The sequence below is a fragment of the Rhodococcus oryzae genome (genome assembly GCF_005049235.1).
In the GTDB taxonomy this organism is placed as follows: domain Bacteria; phylum Actinomycetota; class Actinomycetes; order Mycobacteriales; family Mycobacteriaceae; genus Rhodococcus_G; species Rhodococcus_G oryzae.
The window spans coordinates 50,853-69,693 of the sequence record NZ_SUMD01000017.1; the positions used below are offsets into that span (position 1 = coordinate 50,853).

Annotated in this window: 17 protein-coding genes; 7 read left to right on the top strand and 10 right to left on the bottom strand. The window is 69.5% G+C overall.

Annotated features, from left to right (window positions below; translation table 11 throughout):
- Positions 1-19 precede the first annotated feature (19 nt).
- From FCG67_RS23920 to FCG67_RS23930, 3 genes are read right to left on the bottom strand one after another with little or no spacing between them, the layout of a single operon-like run.
- Positions 20-601, bottom strand: coding sequence for a TetR/AcrR family transcriptional regulator (locus FCG67_RS23920; RefSeq protein WP_136912061.1), 582 nt, complete (start codon positions 599-601; stop codon positions 20-22).
- On the bottom strand, positions 598-1,827 hold the full coding sequence (locus FCG67_RS23925; RefSeq protein ID WP_136912062.1) for a cytochrome P450: 1,230 nt from the start codon (positions 1,825-1,827) through the stop codon (positions 598-600). The genes FCG67_RS23920 and FCG67_RS23925 overlap by 4 nt, the downstream gene beginning before the upstream one ends.
- 35 nt (positions 1,828-1,862) lie before the next feature.
- Positions 1,863-2,747, bottom strand: a complete 885-nt coding sequence (locus tag FCG67_RS23930) for a sigma-70 family RNA polymerase sigma factor (protein ID WP_136912063.1) — start codon at positions 2,745-2,747, stop codon at positions 1,863-1,865.
- Positions 2,748-2,852: 105 nt separating this feature from the next.
- Between FCG67_RS23930 and FCG67_RS23935 the strand changes: the two genes are divergently transcribed.
- A complete protein-coding gene (locus FCG67_RS23935; protein WP_136912064.1) occupies positions 2,853-3,980 on the top strand; it encodes an alkene reductase in 1,128 nt (375 codons plus the stop codon).
- A gap of 29 nt (positions 3,981-4,009) precedes the next feature.
- On the opposite strand, the gene FCG67_RS23940 is transcribed toward FCG67_RS23935, so the two are convergent.
- Together FCG67_RS23940 and FCG67_RS23945 are read right to left on the bottom strand one after the other, a co-directional pair.
- Positions 4,010-4,483 carry a VOC family protein gene (locus FCG67_RS23940; protein ID WP_136912065.1) on the bottom strand — a complete coding sequence of 158 codons (474 nt, stop codon included), beginning with the start codon at positions 4,481-4,483 and terminating at the stop codon, positions 4,010-4,012.
- A gap of 72 nt (positions 4,484-4,555) precedes the next feature.
- Positions 4,556-6,082 (bottom strand): SpoIID/LytB domain-containing protein, encoded by a 1,527-nt coding sequence (locus FCG67_RS23945; RefSeq protein WP_246045255.1) that lies wholly within the window; start codon positions 6,080-6,082, stop codon positions 4,556-4,558.
- A gap of 221 nt (positions 6,083-6,303) precedes the next feature.
- On the opposite strand from FCG67_RS23945, the gene FCG67_RS23950 reads away from it, so the two are divergent.
- From FCG67_RS23950 to FCG67_RS23960, 3 genes are all read left to right on the top strand, one after another.
- Positions 6,304-8,562: an N-acetylmuramoyl-L-alanine amidase gene (locus FCG67_RS23950; protein WP_136912066.1), complete on the top strand. Its 2,259-nt coding sequence runs from the start codon at positions 6,304-6,306 to the stop codon at positions 8,560-8,562.
- Between the two features lie 160 nt (positions 8,563-8,722).
- Positions 8,723-10,027 carry a sensor histidine kinase gene (locus FCG67_RS23955; RefSeq protein WP_169310606.1) on the top strand — a complete coding sequence of 435 codons (1,305 nt, stop codon included), beginning with the start codon at positions 8,723-8,725 and terminating at the stop codon, positions 10,025-10,027.
- Positions 10,027-10,668 (top strand): LuxR C-terminal-related transcriptional regulator, encoded by a 642-nt coding sequence (locus FCG67_RS23960; RefSeq protein ID WP_136912068.1) that lies wholly within the window; start codon positions 10,027-10,029, stop codon positions 10,666-10,668. The genes FCG67_RS23955 and FCG67_RS23960 overlap by 1 nt, the downstream gene beginning before the upstream one ends.
- Before the next feature lie 31 nt (positions 10,669-10,699).
- Here FCG67_RS23960 and FCG67_RS23965 read toward each other — a convergent pair whose 3' ends face one another.
- Positions 10,700-11,680, bottom strand: coding sequence for a helix-turn-helix transcriptional regulator (locus tag FCG67_RS23965; protein WP_136912069.1), 981 nt, complete (start codon positions 11,678-11,680; stop codon positions 10,700-10,702).
- 134 nt (positions 11,681-11,814) lie between these two features.
- Here FCG67_RS23965 and FCG67_RS23970 point away from each other — a divergent pair, with 134 nt between their 5' ends.
- Positions 11,815-12,210 carry a RidA family protein gene (locus FCG67_RS23970; protein WP_136912096.1) on the top strand — a complete coding sequence of 132 codons (396 nt, stop codon included), beginning with the start codon at positions 11,815-11,817 and terminating at the stop codon, positions 12,208-12,210.
- Between the two features lie 66 nt (positions 12,211-12,276).
- Here the strand turns inward: FCG67_RS23970 and FCG67_RS23975 are convergent, their stop codons facing one another.
- The gene (locus tag FCG67_RS23975) at positions 12,277-13,107 is read right to left on the bottom strand and encodes an HAD family hydrolase (protein WP_136912070.1); all 831 of its coding nucleotides are present in this window, start codon (positions 13,105-13,107) and stop codon (positions 12,277-12,279) included.
- A 258-nt stretch (positions 13,108-13,365) separates the two neighbouring features.
- Here FCG67_RS23975 and FCG67_RS23980 point away from each other — a divergent pair, with 258 nt between their 5' ends.
- The gene (locus FCG67_RS23980; protein ID WP_136912071.1) at positions 13,366-14,283 is read left to right on the top strand and encodes an Ig-like domain repeat protein; all 918 of its coding nucleotides are present in this window, start codon (positions 13,366-13,368) and stop codon (positions 14,281-14,283) included.
- 81 nt (positions 14,284-14,364) lie between these two features.
- On the opposite strand, the gene FCG67_RS23985 is transcribed toward FCG67_RS23980, so the two are convergent.
- From FCG67_RS23985 to FCG67_RS23995, 3 genes are all read right to left on the bottom strand, one after another.
- The gene (locus FCG67_RS23985; RefSeq protein WP_425467883.1) at positions 14,365-15,012 is read right to left on the bottom strand and encodes a SanA/YdcF family protein; all 648 of its coding nucleotides are present in this window, start codon (positions 15,010-15,012) and stop codon (positions 14,365-14,367) included.
- Positions 15,009-15,752: a lysophospholipid acyltransferase family protein gene (locus FCG67_RS23990; protein ID WP_136912072.1), complete on the bottom strand. Its 744-nt coding sequence runs from the start codon at positions 15,750-15,752 to the stop codon at positions 15,009-15,011. Before FCG67_RS23990 ends, FCG67_RS23985 begins: the two co-directional genes overlap by 4 nt.
- A 101-nt stretch (positions 15,753-15,853) precedes the next feature.
- The gene (locus tag FCG67_RS23995; protein WP_246045256.1) at positions 15,854-17,050 is read right to left on the bottom strand and encodes an LCP family protein; all 1,197 of its coding nucleotides are present in this window, start codon (positions 17,048-17,050) and stop codon (positions 15,854-15,856) included.
- Between the two features lie 250 nt (positions 17,051-17,300).
- Here FCG67_RS23995 and FCG67_RS24000 point away from each other — a divergent pair, with 250 nt between their 5' ends.
- A complete protein-coding gene (locus FCG67_RS24000) occupies positions 17,301-18,836 on the top strand; it encodes an MBL fold metallo-hydrolase (protein ID WP_136912073.1) in 1,536 nt (511 codons plus the stop codon).
- Positions 18,837-18,841: the final 5 nt, after the last annotated feature.

Genomic DNA, 18,841 nt, shown 5'->3' on the forward strand with positions numbered 1-18,841 from the left:
GCCGTGCGGATCGAGGTCCTCAGACCCGATCCGCTCCCGACATCAGCACGGGGATCACGAACTGCTCGATCATCGCCCGCTCGTCGGCATCGTCGGCGCCAGGGACGGTGAGTAGCGAGACGATGACCCGCACCAACCACCGTGCCCGGCTGGAGATCTCACGGTCGTCGCTGCCCCACACGTCGGCGAGGAAGCTCGAGCCGAGCACCTCGATCACCTGCGAGGTGCCTGCCAGCTCGGAGGCGATGCCCGCGTCGCCGAGCCCGAACCAGGCGGCCAGCGTCGGTGTCGCGCGCACCTCGTGCACCGAGGCGAGGATGGCCGCGGTGATCCGCTCGCGCGGATCCTCGATGCCGGCCACCAGACCGGTCACCCGCTCGCCGAGCCGCCGCGCCTCCCGGTGCACGAACGCCAGGTGCAGCGCGCGGCGGTTCTCGAAGTAGCGATAGAGGGTCGCGCGCGAGCACCCGGCGGCCTTGGCGACCTCGGCCATGCCGGTCGTCGCGACGCCACGCTCGACGAACAGCTCCGCGGCCGCGTCGAGGATGCGCTCCGCCGCGAGATCGGTGCGTTCGTCGCGCAGCCAGGTTCCGGAACTCATGGCCGGAACGGTACGTGCGTCGGCCGCCGGACGTAGTTACCGGCCGCGTACTCGATGCCGTCGACGTCCACCTCGAAGTCGGGGCAGCGGGCCAGCAGTTCCTCGAGCGCGACGCGGGCCTGCATGCGCGCGGCCGCGGCGCCGAGGCAGTGGTGGCTGCCGTGACTGAAGGTCATGATCTGGCGGGGCGCCCGCAGCACGTCGAGTTCCTCGGAGTTCGCGCCGTAGGCCCTGGGGTCGCGGTTGGCGGATCCGTAGACCAGCAGCGTCTTGCGGCCCGCGGGGATGGTGACGCCCTCGATCGTGACGTCTCGGGTGGTCGTGCGGGCCAGGCCCTGGACCGGCGAGGTGAGGCGGAGCAGCTCGTCGACGGCGTCGGGGATGCGGGACGGATCCTCCAGCAGCAGGGCGCGCTGGTCGCGGTGCTGGGTGAGCAGCGCCGAGGAGCCGCCGAGCATGCCGGTGGTGGTGTCGTTGCCGCCGGTGACCATCGTGAACGCGAAGCCGAGGATGGACAGCACGCCCGCGAAGTCACCGTCGGCGGCGATGCCGGCGGCCACGAGGTGCGAGATGGTGTCGTCGGCTTCCCTGCCCGCGGCGACGTCGGCCTTACGCCGTTCGATCAGCCCGCCGAAGTAGCCCATCAGGTCACCGACCGCGGTCGCCGCCTCGAGCGGGTCGCCGTTGGCGTTGGCGGCGACGATCGCCTCGGTCCAGCCGTCGAACTGCCCGCGATCCTCCTCGGGAACGCCCAGGTAGTGCGCCACCACCATGCTCGGCAGCGGCTTGAACAGCTCGGTGACGATGTCGCCGCCGCCCGCCGAGCGCAACCCCTCGATGCGCTCGACCACGAACTCGCGGACCGCAGGCTCCACGGCCTCGACCTGACGCGGCGTGAACCCGCGGGCGACCAGGCGGCGGAAGTCGGTGTGCACCGGCGGATCCAGCATCACCAGGGGCGGGTTGTCCTTGAGCCCGATCTTCTCGAGCTCGCCGTAGCTCGTGGTCAGGCCGTCCGCGGAGGAGAACGTCTCGTGGTCGCGGGCGGCCGCGTACACGTCGGCGTGCCGGGTCAGCACCCAGTAGTCGTCGGCGGGCGACCCCTCGGGCACCACGTGGTGGACCGGGTCGTGCTCGCGCAGCGCCGCGTACATGCCCCAGGGGTCACGCCAGGACTCTGCCGAGGGCGGAACGTAGGCGGCCTGGCCGGACATAGTCGTTGTCATGTGTCGAGAGTGAGACAGATGAGCAACTTTGTCAATCACTTGGCGAGGACGGCCAGATCCAGCTCACTCAGACGCACCGGGTCGGCGATCACCTCGTACTCCGCGATCCGGTCGTCCTCGATCGCGAAGGTGAGAGCGAGGAGCAACCGCCCGCGTGGGGCCACGATCACCCCAACGGCACCGTCGACGAGGGCCGCCTCGGCGAACCGCGCCCGCCTGCCGAACGCCATGACGCCCTCCACCACCGCGCGCGCACCGCGGGCCACGGTCGCCGCACCGGCAGGCAGGGCGGCCGGGTCGGCCGTCCGCACGACGTCGGGCGCCAACACCGCCAGCAGCGCGTTCAGGTCGCCGCTGCGCGACGCGGCGAGGAATGCCTCCACGATGTGTCGATGGACGCCCAGGTCGGCGCGTGAAATCGATTCCACACCTTGCACTCTCAGGCGCGCGCGGCTGGCGACCTTCTTGGTGGCGACGGGGGTCCGCCCCACTATCGGGGCGATCTCACTGAACGGCACCGCGAACATGTCATGGAGCACGAACACGATTCGCTCGACGGGAACCAGCCTGTCCAGCACGACAAGCAGCGCGCGTCCGACCGAATCAGCCAGCAGCGCTTCGTTTTCCGGATCACTTCCGGTGACGTCCGCTACGAAGCGGTCGGGGACCTGCTGCCCTGCCGGGTCCTCCCGTCGGGACTTTCGGCTGCGCAGCATGTCCAGGCACAGGCGCGCCACGACGGTCCGCAGCCAGGCGGCCAGATCCTCCACCTCGCTGACGTCCGCACGGCTCAGGCGCAGCCACGCCTCCTGGACCGCGTCGTCGGCCTCGCTCAGCGAGCCGAGCATCCGGTAGGCGACCGCCCGCAGGTGGCTGCGCTCCGATTCGAATCGCTGTGCGAGCTCGTCCTGATCACCCATCGGTCACCTTTCCGCGCCGTGCTCCGTCTACGTCATTGAGGCACAACGCAGCCGAGGCGATCCGACCGACCCCGGCACCACCGGGCCCGACGATGAGGAGAGAACATGACCAGGACCCACACGACCGCGCTCGAGCAGCCACTGCTGCGGCGAGCGGACTTCCGAGACTTCCAGCTCCCCAATCGCATCGTCATGGCCCCGACCACCCGGGCTCGCGCGGCCAACGACGGGCTGGCGCCGACGGAGATGCATGCCGCCTACTACGCCCAGCGAGCGAGCGCGGGATTGATCATCACCGAGGGGACCTGGGTCAGCGAGCAGGCGATCGGGTTCGTCAACGTGCCCGGCATCTACAGCGAGGAGCAGGTCACGGCGTGGCGTCGGGTCACCGACGTCGTGCACGCCGTCGGCGGTCGAATCCTGGTGCAACTCTGGCACAACGGTGCCGCCTCGCACCCCGACCACCTGCGCGGCGAGCTGCCCGCCGGCCCATCGGCGATCAACCCGCACGAGTTGTCCTTCACCCATGACGGATTCAAGAACACTGTCACGCCGCGCGCGATGACCGTGGTGGACATCGAGAACACCATCGCGGACTACCACCGAGCCTCGGAGAATGCCCGGCGCGCCGGGTTCGACGGGGTCGAGGTCCATGCCATCGGCTCGACGCTGGTCCCGCAATTCCTCAACCCACGCCTCAACCGGCGCTCCGATCCCTATGGCGGCGACAGCGCCAGGCGGCGGCGCCTGCTGCTCGAGATCCTCGATGCGGTCGCGGAGCCGTGGAACGGACGATGCGTCGGGGTCCGCCTGTCGCCGTACTGGACAGCGGGCGATCGTTTCGTCGCCGACGATCAGGCACTCGCCGACTACGACGAGCTGGTGGCCGCCCTCGCCGACCACCCCGTGGCGTACCTCCACCTGCGCGGACGAAACCCCACCGCGCCCGGCGCCACGCCCGACTTCGACGCGATCGCCCGCTACCGACGGCAGTTCGACGGCCCACTCATCGCGAACAACGGGTTCGATCGCGAATCCGGGAACGCCCTCGTGGACGCGGGTATCGCCGACGCCGTGTCGTTCGCCACGCACTTCATCGCCAACCCCGACCTCGTCAGCCGGTTCGCGCTGGACCACGAGCTGGCCACGGGCGACACCGACACCTATTACTCGGGCACCGCAGGCGGCTACGTGGACTACCCGATCAGCGGCGCCTCGGGAGGCGTTGCCTGAAGCAGAGGGCGCGGGGGGGGGGACGGCTGCTACTCCCCGTCGTACGCGCGTCGAAGCTCGTTCACGTCGAGCTTCTTCATCTGCATCATCGCCTGCATGGCCCGCTGCGACTTCACGGGATCGCCGGCGACCATCATCTCGTCGAATCCGGGCGGCACGATCTGCCAGGAAAGTCCGTACTTGTCCTTGAGCCAGCCGCACTGCACCTCCTGCCCACCGTCCGCGGTCAGCTTGGCCCAGTACTCGTCGACCTCCTCCTGCGAATCGCAGTCGACGAGCAGGGAGACCGCCTCGGTGAAGGTGAACTGCGGGCCGCCGTTGATCGCGTTGATGCGGTGCCCGTTCAGCTCAAAGTCCACGGTCATCACGCTGCCCTCCGGGCCTGGCGCTCCCGCCGGGTACCGGGCGATCGTCAGGATCTTCGAGTTCTTGAAGATCGACACGTAGTAGTTCGCGGCCTCCTCGGCCTGATCGTCGAACCAGAGTGAGGGGTAGATCTGCATCGTTTGCCTCCCGGGTCGTGGTTTCCACTCTCACATGTTGTGACCCGGGAGGCAGCCGAAACTCATCGCAGGTCAGCTCCCCAATCCGGGCAGCTTGGCCGTCAGGACGCTGGCATCGAGCACCTGCGCGCCGGTGATCTTGGTCCAGACGATGGCCCCGTGCGTGTACATCCGGAACCGTCCCGCCTCGTCGGGCATGGCCAACTCCGGCCCGACCGGGGCCCCGAGCACGCCCAGATGTCCCCCGAGCTCCGCGTACTTGCGCTCGATGTCGGTCGGCTCCACCGCCCCTGTCGGGTCGGCGTTGTCTACGCCGGGCGCCGCCAGGGCGGAGGCAGGCGGCGGCGCGGCGGGCCCGACGCCCTCGGTGATGGTGAACCAGTCGGACTTCAGCCCCAGCTTGGTGCGCGCCTCGTCGCCGGTCACCTCCTTGGTGCCGGTCGAGCCCGCCACCTTCAGCCCGGTGACCCGCCCGCCGTCGGGCCCTAGGTTGTTGCGCGAGGTGACCTCGATCGAATGCAGCTCGCCGACACCGAACGCCGTGGCGATCTCGCCCGCGGTCAGGGTCTGCGTCCACTTGTGGTTGGGCGATTCGGTGTCGCCGAGGTCCTCGACGGCCCCGAACGCGCCGCCTGCGCTGTACCCGCCGGTCGACGCCGAGAACTCCGCGGAGACCGGCTTTCCCTCCCTCATCAGCACCTTGCCTGTGGTGGAGCGGACGGCCTCGGTGGTCTTCGGGTTCTCCTTGGAGGAGCCGCCGTACACCTGGCAGTCCTGCGTGTCGCAGGTCTCCGCGTAGGCGTACCGGCTCTCGGCCGCCGCGTAGGACCGGGCCGCGACGGCCTGCGCGCGCAGCGCCTCCGCGCCGCCCGTGTCGGCCCATTCGGCCCTCGACTCCGCTGGCACGACGCCGAGCAGATAGTCCTCCATGCCGACGTGGTTGACGACCCGGGGCGCGTCGCCCTCGAGCGCGACGCCGAGCGAGCCGCGGAACGGCGCGCCGCCACCACACAGCTTCAGGTGTTCGTTCGCCGGCCGGTCCGGGCCGAGATCGACGGGGTCCAGCCAGGGGTGCGCGGTGGACTCCTGCCACAGCACCTCGCCGTCGCAGCCCCTGGTGACGACCACCGTCGCGCCACCGCCGGGGGCCGCGGTGAGATGCGCGGCCTCCCCTGGCGCCACGGTCCGGCCCGCCACTCCCATCGGCGAATCAGAGAACACATCGAGACCCTTGCCGTCCAGGCCCATGAGCCGGACGCCGATCGTCTTGTCCCCCAAGGCTTCGAGTGTGGTTCCGCCGTAGTAGTAGCCGAGAATGCGTTCGGCGGTCCAGCCCTGCTTGGCGTAGCCGTACGCGCCCCACTGCCCCATCCCCCGGCCGTGACCGTGGCCGTAGCCGGTCAGGGTGTACGGGGCGTCGGCCGCGACGGTCTCGGCGACATCCGGACCCGCGGACCTGGTCGCGACCACAACGCCGACGGTGCCGCCGACCAGGAGTGCGGGCGCCAGCCCCAGGATCGCGGCCCGCATCGCGAGCGGTGTCCAGCCGCCCCGCATCGGTCGACCGACGACAAACTTCTTCCTTCGGGTCCTCGCCATACCCTGATCTCCTCATCGACGGAGTTGATCGTCAGCGCGCGACATACGGGATGACGCGCGGTGGCGCGTACGTGCCGATCTCGAAAGCCTCAAGTTAAGGTTGAGCGTTGGAAAGTTTGTGACTAGTGTGGCAAGAGTGACTAGCGATGGCAACAACCGTCACACCTGTACCACCAGTTGCTGACACCGACACCCGCGAACCACAACTGAGGGAGTCCCTTTTGCCTTACCGCCGACCAAAGCCGTCAATCGTTCTTGGCACGGTTGCCGCCTTGGCGATCGCGAGCCCGCTCGCGGTCTGGGGCGTCACCAGCGCCACCGGCGTCCGTACCACCACCACCTCCGCGCCGTCGGCCGTCCCGACGCAGATCGCCGAGGTGGTCCTCGCGCAGGTCCCCGACATCGTGATCCCGCTCAAGGACATCACCGGACTCGACCTGCCCGACCTCCACCTCTCCGATCTGAAGAAGATCCCGATCCCGGCCAACCTCCCCACCGAGATCCCGCTGCCGCAGAACCTGCCGCTGCCCCCCGGGATCTCGCTTCCGCCGTCGATCCAGATCCCGCAGCTGACCGCGCCCGGCGACATCGCAGGCGGCGCACCGGCTCCCGCACCAGCACCAGCACCGGCGCCGGCACCCGAGCCCGCACCGGCTCCCCCCGCGAGCCCCGAGGAGCAGTTCGGTACCGCGGTCAAGGAGATCACCCGCGACACCCCGTTCAGCATGATCGCGCTGACCTCGGAACTCGGCGCCACCGCCGCCAAGGTCCGCGCCCAGCTGGCCGACGGCTCGTGGGGCCCCTGGTTCGCCACCGAAAAGATCGACTCCCGCAAGGACGACAAGACCACGGGCGGCAAGACGGGCACCGAGCCGGTGTTCGTCGGCGCCACCAAGGCCGTCCAGGTGCTGGTCACCAAGGTCGAGCAGGCCGCGGCGGCGCTGCCCGCGTCGGGAACAGCCGAGGCTCCCGCAGCTCCGGCGCCGGCGCTGCCGAACCAGCTCGCCCCTGCCGATCCCGCGCAGCTGCCGATGGGCTTCGCGCCCGCCGCGCTGTCGAGCCCGCTGCGCGGCCAGGAACCCGCACCGCAGCCGGAGGCACCGCAGCAGGCGCCCGCACCGCAGCCCGCCGCCGCACAGCAGGCGAACTCCGTGCAGCAGCTCGCCGAGGCGGTCACGGCCGTGCTCATCGAGCCCGGCACCTCGGCATCGGACAGCACCCTCGGCGACATCGCGACTCCCCTTGGCAGTACTTCAGGCCCCAAGGTGATCACCCGCGCGCAGTGGGGGGCCGACGAGTCCATCCGCTGCCAGGAGCCGGTGTACGACGACTCCCTCGGCGGTGCGACGGTGCACCACACCGCGGGTAGCAACGACTACTCCAAGTCGGAGTCGGTCGAGATCGTCCGCGCGATCTACGCGTACCACGCCTCCACCCTCGGCTGGTGCGATGTCGGCTACAACGTGCTGGTCGACAAGTACGGCCAGATCTTCGAGGGCCGCTCGGGCGGTCTGGATCGCAACGTCCAGGGCGCACACGCGGGCGGGTTCAACGAGAACACCATGGGCATCGCGATGATGGGCGACTTCTCCACGGTGACCCCGCCGCAGGAGACCGTCAACGCGGTCGGCAAGTTCCTCGGCTGGCGACTCGCCAAGGCGGGCCTGGATCCCAAGGGCCGCACCACGATGTACTCCGAGGGCACCGAGTTCACGCCGTACGCCCAGGGCGAGGCCGTTGACCTGCCGATCATCTTCGCGCACCGCGACGTGGGCAACACCAGCTGCCCGGGCGACGCCGGCTACGCCAAGCTCGGCCAGATCCGCGACATCGCGGCGGCCAACCTGGGCGGCAGTTCGTCGTCCGGCGTGCTCGCCGCGGCACCGAACAACCCGCCCACCGAGAACGCGACGCCAGGGCAGACCGACACCTCGGTGGTGCCGGACGGCGCCGGTTCGACGGCGGGCGCCATCGGCGCGCTGGTCGGCGAGCTGCTCCGGCTGACCGACCCGTCCCCGATCGCCCAGAAGTGGATCGCGGAGGGTGGCGACACCGGACGTCTCGGTAACTCGCTGTCCGGCGAGATCCCGGTCAAGGGCGGCAACAAGGTCGTGAAGTTCACCAACGGCGCCATCGCCACCTCCCCGAACGGTGGGGTGTGGACGGTGCTCGGCAAGATCTTCGAGACCTGGCAGACCGCCGGCCTCGACTCCGGCTCGCTCGGACTGCCGACCAGCGATGAATACCCGGTGCCGGACGGCAAGCGCACCGACTTCGAGGGTGGCTCGCTGATCTTCAACGAGCTCACCGGCATCGTCACCACGATCCTCAAGACCTACAACGACACCTACGCGAAGGCCTATGAGGAGGGCGCGGCCGCGACACCCGCCGCCGCACCCGTCGCCGAGGCGGCACCCGCGCCGGTGGCACCTCCCGCACCGCCCGCGGCTGCCGAACCGGCACCCGCGCCCGCCGGCTGAGCCACGGGCACAGGAACGAGAACATCGGCCCCGCATCGGTTTTCCCGATGCGGGGCCGATTCCGTTCCTGCGCCTTGTGCCGGGGGTGTGGCTGGCCACACCCCCGGATCGCCTGGCAACACCCTCGAACGCGCGCCGGGCATCGGGAAACATGGTTCCCATGACGACGACCACTCCCCGTGCACCGGCGCTCCTCGAGTTCCTCCGCGCCCCGATCGCGGCGCAGACCTGGCGCGAGGGCGGATACCTGGCGGTGACCGCCGTGCTGGCACTTGCCGGCATCACGTATCTCTTCCTTGGCGCCATGTTCGGGGGCGTCCTCGTGATCACCCTGATCGGCATCCCCCTACTGGCGGCGATGATCGTGGGGGCCAGGGGTTTCGGCCACGCCTACCGCACCCTCTCCGCGTCGATGCTCCGCTCGCCGGTGGAGGATCCGCCACCGTTCTCCCCTCGGCCGGGTGCACTCGGGTTCATCTGGTCCGGGCTCATCGACCGAACGGGATGGCGCGCGATCGCGTTCATGCTGATCAAGACCGTGCTCGCGATCGCAGCCGTGTGGGGCGCCCTGCTCTTCGTGGTCGTCTCGATGGGCTTGGCGGTCTCGCCGCTGCTGTGGTGGCTGATCGAGCCGACGAACTACGACGAGAACGGCGTCGCCCGGCGTTCGCTCCTCCAGTTCGGCGATGTGTACCTCGACACCTGGGCGCAGATGCTGGTGCTGTCGACGGCAGGCATCGTCGGCCTCTTCCTGGCGCCCTGGCCGATCCGCGCGCTCGCCGCGCTGGACCGGATGCTGATCCGGGCGCTTCTCGGGCCCGCGGCTCGCGATGTTCGCGTCGAGGAACTCGAGCGCACCCGCACCGAGGCGGTCGAGGACTCGGCCACGAGGCTGCGCCGGGTGGAGCGCGACCTGCACGACGGCACCCAGGCCCGCCTCGTGGCGATGGCGATGACCCTCGGTCGCGCGGAGGACCGGATCGCGGCGGGCGAGGACCCCTCGGAGCTGGTGCACAGTGCGCATTCCGCCGCCAAGGAGGCGCTGACCGAGCTACGTGAAGTGGTGCGGGGCATCCACCCACCCGCCCTCGACCTCGGCCTGGGGCCCGCGCTGCAGACGCTGGCCGCCCGTAGCGTCGTGCCGGTCGACCTCGCGGTGTCGGTGGATCCGCGGCCGACTCCCGGCACCGAGACGATCGCCTACTTCTCCGTCGCCGAGCTGCTCACCAACGTCGCCCGGCATTCCGGGGCGACCCGGGTCTGGGTGTCCGCGATGTCCGATGGCGATGGACTGTCGGTGTCGGTGCGGGACAACGGCATCGGCGGGGCGGTCATCGGTGCCGGCAGCGGGCTCGCCGGGCTCGCGGCCCGGGCCGGTACCGTGGACGGATCACTGCACGTGGACAGCCCGGTCGGGGGTCCGACGGTGGTGACCCTTTCGTTGCCGGTCGACGGGACACACTGATGCGGATCGTGATCGCAGAGGACAACGCCATCCTCCGAGATGGACTGGCGCAGTTGCTGATCGAACGTGGACACGAGGTCGTGGCCATCATCGGCGACGCGACCTCGCTGGGGGCTGCCGTCGCCGAGCACCTCCCGGATGTCGCGGTCGTCGACATCCGGATGCCACCCACCTTCACCGACGAGGGCCTGGTCGAGGCGGTGGCCCTGCGCCGCAGGTTCCCCGATGTCGGGGTGCTGGTTTTCTCCCAGTGGGTTGAGACACGCTATGCCGCTGAGCTTCTCGCCGGCCAGGCCGCAGGTGTCGGCTATCTGCTCAAGGACCGGGTCGCGGATGTCGGCGAGTTCGTCGATGCCCTGCAGCGGGTGGCGGCGGGCGGGACCGCCCTCGATCCGGAGGTGGTGACCCAGTTGATCGGCTCGAGCCGCAAGGCCAAGGCCCTCGACGCCCTCACCCCACGCGAGCGGGAGGTGCTCGGGCTGATGGCGCAGGGACTGTCCAACGCCGCCCTTGCCGCCTCGTTGCACGTGACCGAGCGCGCCGTCGAGAAACACATCGGCAACATCTTCACCAAGCTGGACCTGCCGCCGTCGGACGGCCACCACCGGCGGGTGCTCGCCGTGCTGCGCTACCTCGAGTGAGATCGCCTTGGGGTCAGTCGCCCTCAGCGCGTCAGCATGGCCGACTTTCCCCATAGCAGGTGGCGATCTCGGCGGCACGGTTGCGCAGGGAGTCGCGCAACCACTGCGGGGCAAGGGCTTCCGCGTCGGTAGCGAGCTGCCACAGCGCCCATTCGGCGTGTCGTGGATCTTGGAAGGTCACCTCCAACCGCAACCAGCCGTGTGCGTCGGGTTCCTCGGTGCGGACGGCCAGCGCGGTGTCCAGCAGGACCTCCCGCCGCGCCGGGTTCACCCGTACCAGCACGGTGACCTGGTCGCCGCCGGTCCGAAACCGGGTGCTGCGTTCCTGCCAGGCGCGGTCCAGATCGACCCGGTCCGGTCGCTGTGCCGGTTCCGGGAGTTCCTCGGCGGCCACCACCCGCGACAGCCGGTAGGTGCGGTCCGCGCCAGATCTCGTGGCCAGCAGGTAGCCCCTGTCGCGTACGGTGACCAGTCCGATCGGGTCCACTGTGCGCCACTGCGGGGTCTGGTCGAGCGCCGCGTAGTGGATGCGCAGCTTGTTTCCGGCGAACACCGCGCGCCGGATCTCGGCCACTATGGCGCCGGGCACCTCCTCGGCGTCCAGCCGACGCGAAAGCAGATCGGTCTCCGGGTCGATGAGCAATCGCTCGGCCACGTCAGCTGCGGTGTCCCGGTAGTTTTCGGGAAGCGCGTCAACCACTTTGAGCATCGCCGCGGCAAGCGCCGAGCCGAGGCCGAATGCCTGCGAGCCGCGCCGCGAGCCGGCGACGAGCAGGGCAAGCGCCTCGTCGTGGTTCAGCCCGGTGAGCTCGGTCCGAAACCCGGGCAACAACGCGAAGCCGCCGTGCCTGCCGCGTTCGGCGAAGACCGGGACGCCGGCCACGGACAGCGCCTCGATGTCGCGCAACACGGTGCGGGTGGACACCTCCAGTTCGTCGGCAAGCTCGGCCGCGGTCAGCCGACCGCGCTGGCGCAGCAGCAGCACCAGGGACACCAACCGGTCGGCACGCATCCGAAAACCCTACTGAATCACGACACTAGGTGTCGTGATTCGTTGGGAGGCTTGCTACGACGGCGTCCCAGACAGCGGCCAGCGGGCCGATGGACGTGCGTACTTCGACGAAGTGAATGGAGACTGATGTGGCAGTGGAACGAACGGCAGTCAACCCGGTGACGTGGTCGGTGGAGATGGGATTCAACCAGGGTGAGCTCGTCTCCGGGCACACCCGGACCCTGTACTGCTCCGGGCAGACCGCGATGAGCGCGGACGGCAAGCCCAAGCATGACGGTGACATGGAGAAGCAGTTGGCGCTGAGCCTCGACAATCTGGAGGCCGTGCTCGGAGAGGCAGGCATGTCCCTCTCGAACCTCGTCCGGCTCAACGTCTACACCACCGACGTCGATCTGCTCTTCCAGCACTATGGCGTGCTGGCGTCGCGGTTGGGTGCTTCCGGGGTGGCACCGGCCACCACGATGCTCGGGGTGACACGGCTGGCGATCCCCGGCCAGATGGTCGAGCTCGAGGGAACCGCCGTCCAGTGATGCCACCTCGCCGCCTCCGGCAGGGCTACCGGAGGCGGCGAGTAGCACGAAGGTGGGTGCCTACGGCTAGCCCCACCAGCGCTCGAGGACCCGTGCCACGCCGTCCGCCGAATTCGACGTGGTCACCTCGTCGGCAGCGGTGATCGCGTCGAGGTGCGCGTTCTCCATGGCGACCCCGTGCCGGGCCAGGGTGAGCATGGGCACGTCGTTGGGCATGTCACCGAACGCGACGATGCCGGACACCGGGATGCCGAGCTGCTCGGCGACCACCGTGAGCCCGGACGCCTTGGTGATCCCGGGGGCGGATACCTCGATCAGACCTTTGTCGGTCGAATACGTCAGGTCCGCGCGGGCGCCGATCAGCGGGGCGAGCGTGGCCGCCATCGCGGCGCTGCTGGTGCCGGGCAGCCGGATCAGCAGCTTCACCGCGGGGTGTGCCAGCACCTCGTCCCCTGACATCTCGGTGTTGTCCGGGTTCAGCCAGGCGTGCTCGTATCCCGGCGAGCTGACGAACTGCGGGGTGGCAGCGTCGTGGGCGCTGGCCCCCACCCGTTCCGCGGCGAGGCCACAGCCGGGCAGCGCGCTCATCGCCAGGTCTGCCAGCCAGCCCAGCTCGTCGGTGGACAGCGTGACGGCGCTCAGCACCCGGTCGGCGTTGCTGTCGTAGACCACAGCGCCGTTCGCGCAGACGGCCAGCGGCGCGAACCCGAGCTCGTCGACCACCGGGGCGATCCATCGCGGCGGGCGCCCGGTGGACAGCACGAAGGGCGTCCCGTCGGCCACCGCCGCCTGGACGGCGGCCCTGGTCCGGGCGCTGACCTTCTCGTCGTCGTCGATCAGGGTGCCGTCGACGTCGCTGGCGATCAGCAGGGGCTTGGTGTGTCGGTTGTCCTGCATCGAACCCATCATGCCGGAACGACTCGACGACCCCGACGCAGCGGACCGCGGCGGTCGCGGCGACAAGTCGACGTCGAGCGGGTGCAACGCGTTCCATCCGTAGGGGGCCCTCGGTGCCGTGACCCCTCACCACGCTGGACTGATCGCGGTTTCAACGATTCGATGCCTATGCGAACGAGTTCTCCTCTATGGTCCAGGTCACAGAATCTCTTTACTTCTGTATAACTAACTGTTTCCGAAGCCAGTAAGGAGCAATGCATGTCCTTCACGCACGTTCGCCGGGGTGCGGTCCCCGTGGTCGCCGCCGCGGCGGTGGCCGCAGGCAGCCTGCTGATGGCGTCGCCCGCATCCGCCGCGCCCGCCTCGATCGAGTTCAAGGGCGCCTGCCAGGCGAGGGCGATCCTCACCCAGCACATGTCGCAGCCGCTGGGCATGACGATCGACGCCCCGAGCTCCGTGAGGGTCGGCGAACAGTTCAGCTACCGCCTGCAACCGACGGTGAGCTCCCTGCCGGACAAGGAGTCCATCGCCACCACCACCGACATCCAGCGACTCAAGATCGACTGGGAGCTCCCGGATAACACCGAGTTCGTCGGCGCCACGGTCGTGGCGGGCACCGGCAAGGGCCTGACCGGCGTCGCGCCCTCGGTCATCCGCGTCAACGATGCGGGCGAGCCCGACGCAGCAGGCACCATCCTGCGGCTGTCCGGCGACAACGAGACCGTCGGCAACGGCCCGAAGTCCAGCCTGAACACCCCGGGTGGCATCGCGGTGGAGAAGACGAAGACCGACATGGACGGCAACCCGACCGCCGACGGTTCCACCAAGTTCCAGCTGCCCGCCGTCGAGGTCACGGTCAAGGCCGTCGCCGAGGGCGTCGTCACCCCCAAGGTGCGCGTCGCGGGCGAGGCCGCCAACTACAACAGCGAGAAGAACTACGACACCTTCCTGGCTCGGGCGTTCGCGCTCGGCTCCAACCAGAACGCTCCGACCTTCTGCACCCCGAAGGACGGCACCCGGCCCGCCAACGACGTGCCGGTGAACGCGGGCGGCCGGGCCCTCGCGACCATCCAGGTCGGCGCGGGCGGACCGGTCGACCCGGGCCCCGACCCGGAGCCGGGCACCGGAGCCGGGTCCGTCGACCTCGGCTCGGTCGGGTCCATCTTCGGATCCTGACCTGACCGGATCCTGACCTGACAACGGAGGCCGGCTCCCCCATCGGGGAGCCGGCCTCTTGTCGTCTGGTGCCGGGCGCCGTCAGCCCACCAGCGCCCGCTCGAGCGAGTCGTCGGGATCCGAGACGACCTTCGGGTCCCTGCTGCTGAGCATGTCCGCGACTGCCTTCGGGCTGGCCAGCCACTCGCGGGCGGTGTTCCTGGCCACGGTGATGAAGCGGCAGTCGCAGTCGCCCTTGACGCCGTCGGCATCGATGCCTGCGTCGCGGCACAGCGCCACCGCCCTGGCGACGTGATTTCCCTGGCTGACGATCAGCGCCTTGCGCACGCCGAAGGTGGTCGCCGCGCGGGCACAGGTGTCGTAGGTGTCCAGGCCGTAGCCGTCACCGACGATCAGCGTCCGATCGATGCCCTTGGCCACCAGGTAGTCGGTCATCGCGGCGACCTCGTCGCCGGACGTGCCGTTGGCGTCGCCGGAGACCAGCACCGCGCGGGCCTTGCCCTCGCGCACCATCTGCGCGCCGACATCCAGTCGACCGGCGAGGAAGGACATCGGCTTGCCATCCTTGACCTTGGCGCCGAGCACGATCACCACCGGGGCCTCCGGGGCGTCCTCCGGGTCGTACACGTGCCCCGCCGATGCGACGGCAACCCAGGCCATCGAGCCCAGCAGGACGACGACCGGGACGGCGACGACCGCGCCCGCGATGCGCAGCAGCCGGCGCCTCACTGCTGTGCCCGACGTGCCGCCTTCGCCTCTGCCTCTTCGGCGTCCATCCGGTTGGCCTCCTCGAGCGTGGGGGCTCCGCCACCGAGGCGCGCGGGGACCCAGTAGGCGCCGGCCGGGTGCTCGTAGTCCTGCTGCAGCCCGTGCAGCATCGACTCCATCGTCGCGTGCAGTTTCGCGGTGAGCTCGCCAGCCGGTTCGAACGGCTGGATCGGCTCGCCGACGGCGATGGAGATCGGAGTGTTGGTGCGCCCCAAGCGCTTCGGATAACCCTTGGTCCAGACCCGCTGAGCGCCCCAGATCACCACCGGGATGATCGGCACCCCGGCCTCGATGGCCATCCGCGCGGCGCCGGACTTGAACTCCTTGAGCTCGAAGCTGCGGCTGATCGTCGCCTCCGGGTACACGCCGACCAGTTCCCCGCCGCGCAGGTCGTCGACGGCCGCCCGGTAGGACTCGGCGCCCGCTGCGCGGTCGACCGGGATGTGCTTGAGCGCGCGCATGATCGGACCGGAGATCTTGTTGTCGAAGACCTCCTTCTTCGCCATGAACCGGATGTAGCGCTTCACGGTGCGCACGGGCAAACCGGCGTAGGTGAAGTCCATGTACCCCGTGTGGTTGACGGCGATGACCGCCCCACCCGTGGCCGGGATGTGCTCGTCACCCTTGACGGTGAACTTCAATCCCTCGGCGGCGAACACCACGCGGGCGATGCCGATGATCGTTCTGTAGACGGGTTCCACGTCGGCCAGCGTAGCCCGACCGCCGTGATCCGGCCCACCACGACGAGAGCGGGGCGGACTCACCACACCCGGGTCGGGTCAGTCGACACACCCGGGTCGGGTCAGTCGACGCAGGGGATGCCGTCGTCCGCCCGTACGGCCCCGCCCTGCGGCCCCGAGGAGGGCACGTCGCCCGCGAAGGCGCGCGTGCCCTGGTCCGGCGCCGCGCCCCGCGCGGGCTCGTCGCGGTCCGGGAGACTCGGCGCCTGCCTGCCGCCCTGCACGACCGCGGACCGACCGCTTCCGAACAGCGCCGCGATCTCCGCCCGCAGCCGGTCCGGGTCGACCCGGTTCACGGACTGCCCGTCGACCGTGGCGTACTCCTCGATCGGCAGCGTGAAGAAGTCCAGGTTGCCGGAGGTCAGATTGTCGGCCTGGGAGGCGAAGGACACCGGGTCCATCCCCGAATCGATGACGACGTCCTTCTTGACGATGTCGACCAGCGCCTGCATCTTGCCGATGTTGCCGATGACGCCACTGCTCTTGAGGTTTGCGATCACCCCGGCGATGAACGCCTGCTGGCGGTGCGTGCGGTCCAGGTCCCCGTTGTCGAGACCGTGCCGCTGACGCACGAACGCCAGCGCCTGCGCCGGGTCGAGTGACTGCTGACCGGCCTTGAAGTCGGCCCCGGAGAAGTCGTCCTGCACGGCGTTGTTCAGGCAGACCTTGACGGGACCGACCGCCTGCGCCAGGTGGTAGAAGCCGAGCATGTTCACCTCGGCGAAGTGGTCGATGGGCACCTGAAGCAGGTTCTGCACCGTCGCGAGCGTCGAGCGGCGACCCGCATCGCGCGACTGCCGTTCCCGCGCCTCGGCGTCATCGACACCGGCCTCGGCCAGCCGGCTGTCCTCGTCGGCCTTGGCGAGACCGTAGGCCTCCTTGATCTTGCGCATCCCGTATCCGGGGACGCTCACGTAGTCATCGCGCGGGATCGCGGCCGCCGTCGCCCGGCTGCCGTCGCCCGGGACGTGCAGCAGGATCAGGGTGTTCGTGTTGTACCCACCGACGCCGCTGTCCCCCGCGTGCAGCTCGTCGGTGACGAACTGTGCGGGCAGGTCGCTGCCGTCCATCGCCTTGCGGCTGTCCAACCCGATCAACAGGATGTTCGCGTCGCCGTGCCGGGATTTCGGGCCTGCCCCCGCGAGCGCGTCGAGCGCGTCCGAGAACTGCAGCCCCGCGGTCAGGTGCGACTGTGCCGCCCAGCCGAGGCCGACGCCGCCGAGCACCATCGCGGACAACGAGGCCGACAGCAGCCGCACCCGCCCGCCCCGCTGGCGCCGCCGCTGTGAACGGTGTCGTCCCGATCGTCGCTCCGCCGCGTGCTGGTGACGGACCGGGGGGCGAGGACTGTTCCGGGCATTCACCGCATCCACCGTACGGACGTGCCGGACGCGCTCGCCGAAGCAAGGACCTTGGTCCCTACTTGGAGTGGCCGACGCCACGCGAGGTGCCGGGCGGCCTCTCGGCCGCCTACCCTGGAGGCGTCGTAAACCCCCAGGAGGACTACCAGTGCAGGTCACCAGCGTCGGACACGCCGGATTCCACATCCAGACCAAGGCCGGATCGATCCTGTGCGACCCCTGGGTGAACCCCGCGTACTTCGCGTCGTGGTTCCCGTTCCCGGACAACACCGGGCTGGACTGGGATGCCCTCGGCAACTGCGACTACCTCTACGTCTCGCACCTGCACAAGGACCACTTCGACCCGGAGACGCTCACCAAGCACGTCAACAAGGACGCGACGGTGCTGCTGCCCGACTACCCGGTGCCGGACCTCAAGCGCGAGCTGGAGAAGCTGGGCTTCACCAAGTTCTTCGAGACCGAGGACTCGGTCAAGCACAGGGTGGGCGACCTCGATGTGATGATCATCGCGCTGCGCGCCCCCGCGGACGGCCCGATCGGCGACTCCGGCCTTGTCATCTCCGACGGCGAGACCACCTGCTTCAACATGAACGACGCACGCCCGGTCGACATGGACGTGCTGCACGAGCAGTTCGGCAAGATCGACATCCACCTGCTGCAGTACTCGGGCGCGATCTGGTACCCGATGGTCTACGACATCCCCTCGCGCACCAAGTCGAACTTCGGCAAGCAGAAGCGCCAGCGTGGCATGGACCGCTGCCGCAGCTACATCGAGCAGGTCGGGGCCACTTGGGTGGTGCCCTCGGCCGGTCCCCCGGTGTTCCTGGACGAGGAACTGCGCTACCTCAACGACGATCGCGGCGACGAGGGCAACATCTTCCCGGACCAGATCGTCTTCCTCGAGCAGATGCGCATCCACGGCAACGACGGCGGCGTGCTGATGATCCCCGGCTCGACGGTGGACGTCCACGGCGCCGAACTGACTCTGACGCACCCGATCCCGGATGCCGAGGTCGACAAGATCTTCAGCGACAAGGCCGCCTACATCGAGGACATGGTGCAGCGGATGGCCCCGGTCCTCGCTGCGGAGAAGGCGTCCTGGGCGCCCGCCGAGGGCGAGCCGCTGCTCGGACCGCTGCGGGCGAAGTTCGAGCCGATCATGGCCCAGTCCGATCTGATCTGCGACGGCATCGGCTACCCGGTCGGTCTGGTGATGGGCGAGGAGACCGTCGTCCTCGACTTCCCGAATCGCACGGTGCGCGAGCCGATCGAGGGCGAGGGCAAGTACCGCTACGGCTTCCGCATCGCCCCCGAGCTGGTGCGCACGGTCCTGCGCGACGACGAGCCCGACTGGGTGAACACCATCTTCCTGTCCACCCGGTTCCAGGCGTGGCGGGTCGGTGGCTACAACGAGTTCCTCTACACCTTCTTCAAGTGCCTGACCGACGAGCGGATCGCGTACGCCGACGGCTGGTTCTCCGAGGCGCACGACGACTCCGCGTCGATCGAGGTCGGCGGCTACGAGATCCAGCGGCGTTGCCCGCACCTCAAGGCGGACCTGTCCAAGTTCGGCGTCGTCGAGGGCACCAACCTCACCTGCAACCTCCACGGCTGGCAGTGGGACCTCGAGACCGGGCGCTGCAAGACGTCGAAGGGCCACGAGCTGCGGTCGTCGAAGCTGTAGCACCG

Excerpts from the sequence above, each read along its gene's own strand:
- FCG67_RS23925 (WP_136912062.1), bottom strand. The coding sequence starts at position 1,827 with ATGACAACGACTATGTCCGGCCAGGCCGCCTACGTTCCGCCCTCGGCA.
- FCG67_RS23965 (WP_136912069.1), bottom strand. The coding sequence starts at position 11,680 with ATGCGTGCCGACCGGTTGGTGTCCCTGGTGCTGCTGCTGCGCCAGCGC.
- FCG67_RS23930 (WP_136912063.1), bottom strand. The coding sequence starts at position 2,747 with ATGGGTGATCAGGACGAGCTCGCACAGCGATTCGAATCGGAGCGCAGC.
- FCG67_RS23935 (WP_136912064.1), top strand. The coding sequence starts at position 2,853 with ATGACCAGGACCCACACGACCGCGCTCGAGCAGCCACTGCTGCGGCGA.
- FCG67_RS23980 (WP_136912071.1), top strand. The coding sequence starts at position 13,366 with ATGTCCTTCACGCACGTTCGCCGGGGTGCGGTCCCCGTGGTCGCCGCC.
- FCG67_RS23960 (WP_136912068.1), top strand. The coding sequence starts at position 10,027 with ATGCGGATCGTGATCGCAGAGGACAACGCCATCCTCCGAGATGGACTG.
- FCG67_RS23920 (WP_136912061.1), bottom strand. The coding sequence starts at position 601 with ATGAGTTCCGGAACCTGGCTGCGCGACGAACGCACCGATCTCGCGGCG.
- FCG67_RS23945 (WP_246045255.1), bottom strand. The coding sequence starts at position 6,082 with ATGGCGAGGACCCGAAGGAAGAAGTTTGTCGTCGGTCGACCGATGCGG.
- FCG67_RS23940 (WP_136912065.1), bottom strand. The coding sequence starts at position 4,483 with ATGCAGATCTACCCCTCACTCTGGTTCGACGATCAGGCCGAGGAGGCC.
- FCG67_RS23955 (WP_169310606.1), top strand. The coding sequence starts at position 8,723 with ATGACGACGACCACTCCCCGTGCACCGGCGCTCCTCGAGTTCCTCCGC.
- FCG67_RS23975 (WP_136912070.1), bottom strand. The coding sequence starts at position 13,107 with ATGCAGGACAACCGACACACCAAGCCCCTGCTGATCGCCAGCGACGTC.